The organism is Stenotrophomonas sp. 278 (assembly GCF_003935715.1).
In the GTDB taxonomy this organism is placed as follows: Bacteria; Pseudomonadota; Gammaproteobacteria; order Xanthomonadales; family Xanthomonadaceae; genus Stenotrophomonas; species Stenotrophomonas maltophilia_AH.
The window spans coordinates 1-6315 of the sequence record NZ_RHPP01000189.1; the positions used below are offsets into that span (position 1 = coordinate 1).

The 6315-nt window shown below is 65.5% G+C and carries 6 protein-coding genes; 3 read left to right on the plus strand and 3 right to left on the minus strand.

Annotated elements, in window-relative coordinates; all coding sequences use genetic code 11:
* On the plus strand, positions 1-1580 hold a 1580-nt coding region (locus EGJ34_RS19865), incomplete at its 5' end, for a DUF294 nucleotidyltransferase-like domain-containing protein (RefSeq protein WP_260477073.1).
* Positions 1581-1867: 287 nt separating this feature from the next.
* On the opposite strand, the gene EGJ34_RS19870 is transcribed toward EGJ34_RS19865, so the two are convergent.
* Positions 1868-2422, minus strand: coding sequence for a queuosine precursor transporter (locus tag EGJ34_RS19870; protein ID WP_125362170.1), 555 nt, complete (start codon positions 2420-2422; stop codon positions 1868-1870).
* A gap of 434 nt (positions 2423-2856) precedes the next feature.
* Between EGJ34_RS19870 and EGJ34_RS22805 the strand changes: the two genes are divergently transcribed.
* Entirely contained in the window at positions 2857-3927 is a 1071-nt protein-coding gene (locus EGJ34_RS22805) for a type IV toxin-antitoxin system AbiEi family antitoxin (protein ID WP_125362171.1), read from the plus strand.
* Positions 3911-4615: a nucleotidyl transferase AbiEii/AbiGii toxin family protein gene (locus tag EGJ34_RS19880; RefSeq protein ID WP_260477074.1), complete on the plus strand. Its 705-nt coding sequence runs from the start codon at positions 3911-3913 to the stop codon at positions 4613-4615. The genes EGJ34_RS22805 and EGJ34_RS19880 overlap by 17 nt, the downstream gene beginning before the upstream one ends.
* Positions 4616-4812: 197 nt before the next feature.
* On the opposite strand, the gene EGJ34_RS19885 is transcribed toward EGJ34_RS19880, so the two are convergent.
* Together EGJ34_RS19885 and EGJ34_RS19890 are read right to left on the minus strand one after the other, a co-directional pair.
* Positions 4813-5328, minus strand: coding sequence for a hypothetical protein (locus EGJ34_RS19885; protein ID WP_125362173.1), 516 nt, complete (start codon positions 5326-5328; stop codon positions 4813-4815).
* 25 nt (positions 5329-5353) lie between these two features.
* Positions 5354-6187 (minus strand): DUF2145 domain-containing protein, encoded by an 834-nt coding sequence (locus tag EGJ34_RS19890; protein ID WP_125362174.1) that lies wholly within the window; start codon positions 6185-6187, stop codon positions 5354-5356.
* Between the last annotated feature and the right edge of the window lie 128 nt (positions 6188-6315).

Sequence of the window (6315 nt, forward strand, 5' to 3'; positions counted from 1 at the left end):
CCGCGCTCGATGTGCAGCGCACCCGCGTCAGCACCGAGTTCGCCGCGCTGCTCGCCCCGCGCGCCGGCCAGGCCGCGCCCGATGCGCTTTCGAACTACTGGCGTGGCCTGCCCGAAGGCGGCAGCGCCGAGGTGCTGGCCGATGCCGGCTTCAGTGATGCGCACGGGGCCGACCAGTCGCTGCGCGACTTCGCCCAGTCCCACGGCGTGAAGTCGCTCTCCGACGCCGCCCGCGCCCGTCTGGACCGCGTGCTGCCCGCACTGCTGCACGCCGCCACCCGGTCCCCGCAGCCCGACGCCGCGCTCAAGCGCGTGCTCGGCCTGCTGCAGGCCATCCTGCGCCGCACCAGCTACCTCGCCCTGCTCGACGAGCAACCCAGCGCGCTTGCCCGCCTGGTTGACGTGCTCGCCCGCAGCGCGCTGCTGGCCGAGCGCCTCGCCGCGTATCCGCTGCTGCTGGACGAACTGCTCGACATCCGCGTCTCCGGTCCCATGCCCGACGAAGCCGCCATGCAGGCCGAGTGCAACGCCGCGCTCAATGTGGATGACCCTGAAGCCGCGCTGCGCCTGCTCAACGAAACCCGCCTCGCGCTCAGCTTCCGCATGGCCCTGGCCGCGCTGGATGGCCGCCAGCGCGCCGTCGACAGCACCCGCCAGCTGGCCCAGCTCGCCCAGGCCGTCGTCGTCACCGCGCTGCAGATGGCCGAGGCCGACATGCAGCAGGCGCACGGTGTGATTCCCGGCGGCCGCTTCGCCATCATCGGCTACGGCAGCCTCGGTGGCCTGGAGCTGGGGTTTGGTTCCGACCTCGACCTCGTGTTCCTGCACGACCATCCTGCGGACCAGGACAGCAGCGACGGCAAGCGCCCGCTCGACCCCGGCCGCTGGTACGCGCGTCTTGCGCAGAAGGTGATGGCGCTGCTCGGAGCCGTCACCGCCGCCGGCCGCCTGTACGACATCGACGTACGCCTGCGCCCGGATGGCGGCAAGGGTTCACTGGTGTCCTCGCTGGCCAGCTACACCGAATACCAGCGCGAGCGCGCCTGGACCTGGGAACACCAGGCCCTCGTTCGCGCGCGTGGCATTGCCGGCGATGAAAGCCTGCTGGCGGACTTCGAACGCGTACGCGCGCAGACCCTTGGCCGCGTACGCGACCGCGAGGTGTTGTTCGCCGATGTGCTGAAAATGCGCGCCCGCATGCGCACCGAGCTCGACCGCAGCGACGCCGGCCGGCTGGACCTCAAGCAGGGTCCTGGCGGGGTAGTGGACCTGGAGTTCCTGCTGCAGACCGGCGTACTCGCCAGCGCCGCCGAGCACCCGCAGGTGCTGAAGCCGCGCGATACCCCCAGCCTCATAGACGCCCTGGCCCAGATTGGATGGCCCCGTAGTGACACGCCATGCGTGTCAACGCAATCCCTGCATGAAGCCCACGCCGCCCTGCTCGATGTCGGCCTGGCCTGCACACTCGACCGCCGACCACGCATGGCCATACCCACACCCGCATTGGAAGAAGCGCAGCGGGTGATCACCGCAGCCTGCAACGCCGCCGGCCTCGAATTCACCGTCTCGAATTCACCGTAATGCCAGAGATGCGGGCAATGCCGGAAATGCCGGAAATGCCGGAAATGCCTGAAATGCCTGAAATGCCTGAAATGCCTGAAATGCCTGAAATGCCTGAAATGCCGGACCGGTAGGGTCGGACGACAGTCGACCGCCGATAACACCCGATCGGCGCTTTAACGCATGGACCCCGCCGGGCAAATGCCTCCGTTCCCCGGTCATGCCTCCCCGCGCGTTGAACCCCTACCGGCGGTCGACTGTCGTGCGACCCTACCGGTCAGGCTCCATCGCTCGGGATGTAAACCCCATCACCCCACCCGAGGTGCCATCTTCCACAACAACGCCCGGAACGGAGCCAGCAAAAAAACCCCGATCCCCAGCTTCACCGCCAGATCCCCCGCCGCCCAGCTCACCCACGGCAGGCTCGACCCGGCAAACGCAATGCTCCAGAAGATGCACGTATCCAACGTCGCACTGCACGTCGTCGCCACCATCGGCGCACGCCACCAGTTCCCCCGGCGCAGCCGGTCAAACACGGTGATATCCAACAACTGCGCCGCAATGAACGCCACGCACGACGCCACCGCGATGCGCGGCGTGGCAATCCACACCGAAAGCACCACCGCCAACGCAAAACCCGCCCACGCCACCCGCCGCGCCGCCGCCGGCCCGAAGCGCCGGTTGATCAGGTTGCTGACCAGAAACGCCACCGGGTAGCTGAACGCCCCCCAGGTCAGCCAGTCATTGATCGGAAACTGCACCAGCACATTCGACAGCAGCACCACCGCACCCATCGCCAACACCGCCAGCAGCAGGCTGCGGGTGGTCAACGGGGCAAACACAACATCGGGGCGCGCAGACATGGCGAACAGGGGCGGGGTGGGGAAGGGGGGCGCATTATCCCCCAACCGGCGCACCGGGGCCGGATGTGGCACCGGATGCTGCCGTGGCTTTGGCTTTGGCTTTGGCTTTGGCTTGGCTCTGGCTGTGGCTCTGGTAGAGGCGGTCGCAAGACGCCTGCCCATAACGCCCGATCGGCGCTTTAACGCATGGGCCCCACCGGGCAAACCTATCCGACGCAGGTCATGCGTCCCCGGGGGTTGACCATTTCACGGCCGTCGTCTGTCGAGCGACACTACCAATATGAATCAACGTCCTTAGGACGTTGATTATAACAAGCTGGAACTTCCATCGGAACGGTCGCGTGTTACCGTTCATCCCGTACTCACTAGCATTCAATATAAAATCAACGTCCTGAGGACGTTGATTCGCAGATCAAAGCTCGAGGCCGGATCCCATGCCCACATCGCCCCCCGAAATCTGCTGGCGCGACGCCCTCGACCTCAAGCTCCGCGAGGAATACACCCTGCCCGTCATCAGCAACCACGCGCTGGCGGTAGAACTCTCGCGCCTCCTCTCCAAGCCCGACTACGCCGGTCGCCCGATCCGCCGGCCCGAGAACGGCCTCGTCCACGACACCTACCTCGCCGCGCGCAGCGCCCTCATCGAACGCGGAGCCCTGCTCCCGGAAGCCGGCCTACCCAGCACCCAACTAAGGATCCCAGGCCGCAAGGACGCAACTCCGGCCGAAGTCATGTGCGCCATCGACCCCTTCGGCCACGTCGCCTTCCTCAGCGCCATGGAATTCCACGGCCTCACCAATCGCCTGCCCAAGCGTCTTTACTTCGTCACCTTCGACATCGCCTCCTGGCGGCAGCACGCGCGTGACCGCACCGCGCGCGAACTCGGGCCACTGCTGTCGGCATTCGAAGCAGCCGATCTGCCGCCCCTGCAGTACACCCGCATCGCTGGGATCAACGGCGTCGCCATCGAAACGCTACGCACCAAGGACGCAGGCCACTGGCGAAACGCGATGAACAGTGCCCTTCGCGTGACTGGCATAGGCCGCACGTTCCTCGACATGATCCAGCGCCCCGACCTATGTGGCGGAATACGTCACGTGATCGAAGTTTTCGAAGAACACGCACAAGCGCACATCGCCGCCATCGTGTCCGAATTCAGTGCCAATGGCGGCAAGATTGATCGCGTTCGAGCCGGTTACATCCTCAACGACCGGTGTGCCATTGATCTCCCAGAAATAGATGCCTGGCATGTTGATGCAGCGCGCGGTGGCTCACGTAAGCTCGATGCACACGCCGCCTACGCGTCGGTGTTCTCGGAAAAGTGGAGCCTATCGATCAATGACCAGCTTGTTGCATGGCATCCCTGCCTGGGTCCGCGCTGCGGATGCCCGACAGGTTGTCATGCGGCAGGCGGTGCACTGCATTCTGGAATCGGTAGCGAGGACGCCCCGTCTGCGCAGCCTGCTGTGCATGAAGGGCGGCATTCTCATGGCACTGCACTATGAAAGCCCCCGTTTCACCACCGACGTCGATTTCTCCACGCCGGAACCCTTCACCGAGGACGTCGAAGAAGAGACATTGGCCCTCCTCACGCAGGCCCTGCCCAGCATGGGCGAAGTGCTGGGCTACGACGTGGACTGTCGCCTGCAGACTTACAAGGTCAAACCCAGTCGAGTTGGCACCTGGGTCAGTCTGAGCATGCGTGTGGGTTATGCGTTGAAAGGCACACCTGCCCACAAACGGTTGGTGGCCGGGCAGTCGCCGCATTCGCTCACCATCGACTTCAGCTTCCGTGAGCGAATTCCTGCGTCTGAAGAGGTGGTGATTGGCGACCACGGCCACCTTCGTGTCTATGGGCTCAGCACGCTGGTGGCCGAGAAGCTTCGCGCCCTGCTGCAGCAGCCGCTGCGGAATCGTAACCGGCGGCAGGATGTGTATGACCTGTACTACCTGCTGGAGCAGCGCCCCGCACTGGCGTTCTCGCCGTGGCAGCAGGACGTATTGGTTGATCTGCGCGTCAAATGCGAGGACCGTGCTGTGCCGCTTGGCAGGGATGCGTTCGACAACCCGGAGATCGCCGAACGCGCTCAGCGGGATTACGACACGCTGCAGGCCGAAGTGGAGGGCGAGCTGCCCGAGTTCGACGCCGCATTCGAACGGGTGCGCGCCTACTTCCGAGCACTGCCCTGGTGATTCAGGGGCAATGTCTACGCTTCCCGGTCATGCGTCCCCGGGCGTTGGCCGTTTCACGGCCGTCGTCTATCGACCGACGCTACCACCCGTCATGGCAACCGGGACGTGTGCCCGGTAGAGGCGGTCGCAAGACGCCTGCCGATAACACCCGATCGACGCATTAACGCATGTACCCCACCGGGCAGAGGCCCCCCCCCTCAATACGCCTCACTCATCTGATTCTTCGCCGCATCCGCCGTCGGCATGAACGCCAGGGTTTCCCCCTTCGCATTGGCCACCATCCACCCGGCACCGGCTTCGGTCGGGGTCAGGTCCAGCACATCGCCCACCTTCAACGTCTTGCCCGGGTTGTTCTCGCGTGCCGGCCACTGGATCACCGCAACCTCGGGCGATTCCGGGTTCCTCAATGCCACCTCAACGGCGCCATCGGCCGTGGTCTCCACCGTCTCCACCGTCAGCGGCGGCAGTGGCTGCGCCTTCGCGGCCTTGCCCTTGCCCTTCCCGTTGCCGGACTCGCTCAGCTTCTCCGAGCCCGCAAGAGAAGCGCCCAGCGTCAGCCACACCGGCGAGGTGACGATCGCCACAGCGACCGACGAGCCCACCATTCCGTAACTGGTCACCTTGTCGCTGAAACCTTCAGGCGGGTCACCCGCGTGAACCGGTGCGGCCACCAGCAGCGTTGCCAGTGCGGCGGAAATCAAAGAACTGCGCATCAGTGCGTCTCCCTGTTCGTGTGGTTCAAGGTTGCGGTGCCGCCATGCCGGCTACCGGCACGTGCGCCACGCTCAGCTCCTGCGCCAGCAGATCATGCTGCTGCAGGAAATCGAAAACAGATTCCACCCTCACCACCGAGTAGTTGCCGGAAATGCGCTCGCTGCCCGGGTGGTCGGTGGTGGCCGCATTGGCTGCGAAGAAGCGCGCACCCAGCCGCTTGCCCACGCCAATGTGCAGAATGCTGGGCTTGTAGCGGTACGCACGCAGGTACGACTGCGCCTGCCTGCGCGTGCTGATCGTGTTGCCCTGTTCGGCCTGCTGCATCGCCGCCACCAGCACCTCCAGCACCCACTGGTTGGAGTTCTGGTACTCCAGCGAGAACGGGAACGCCACCACGCTGTAGCGCGGCTCGTGCAACGCCTTGGCGGTTGCGCCGTCACCCGTAAGCAGCGTATGCAATGCCGCGCGCAGTTCCGGTGTGGGCACGCCCACGCGGATATCCGTATGCGTGCCGGTTTCGCCAATGAAATTGCCCAGCCCTTCGCGGAACAGGGTCGAGGTTGAAGACTTGCAGTGGTTCAGCAGATGCACCACGCGCCACTGGCCGTCGTCGTCGCGCAGTGCCAGCGCCAGGTGGCTGTGTCGCAGGCCGTATTTGCTCAGGTCCTGGCCACCGCGCGCCAGCAGCGCCACGTCCACGTCTTCCAGTGCGTCCAGGGATTCGGCCGTGGCCTGGGCCACGTCGAACATCGACGCCATCGAGGCCGGGGTCGGGTAGCGGGGCAGGCATTCGGGTGCGGCCAGGGCGGTGCCTGGTGCGAGGAGTAATGCCAGCAGCCAGATGAATTTACGTTCCATGTAGTAGTCCCCCAGTCGCGATCATACCGGTAGCGCCGGCCGTTGGCCGGCCCCCCGGGGGGGGGGGGCGGGCGCCACCCCCGCGGGGGGAACAACACGTACGAGAGCCACAAAGACGAAGTGTGGGG

Coding starts and splice junctions, on each gene's coding strand:
- EGJ34_RS19870 (WP_125362170.1), bottom strand. CDS start 2,422: ATGTCTGCGCGCCCCGATGTTGTGTTTGCCCCGTTGACCACCCGCAGC.
- EGJ34_RS22805 (WP_125362171.1), top strand. CDS start 2,857: ATGCCCACATCGCCCCCCGAAATCTGCTGGCGCGACGCCCTCGACCTC.
- EGJ34_RS19880 (WP_260477074.1), top strand. CDS start 3,911: ATGGCACTGCACTATGAAAGCCCCCGTTTCACCACCGACGTCGATTTC.
- EGJ34_RS19885 (WP_125362173.1), bottom strand. CDS start 5,328: ATGCGCAGTTCTTTGATTTCCGCCGCACTGGCAACGCTGCTGGTGGCC.
- EGJ34_RS19890 (WP_125362174.1), bottom strand. CDS start 6,187: ATGGAACGTAAATTCATCTGGCTGCTGGCATTACTCCTCGCACCAGGC.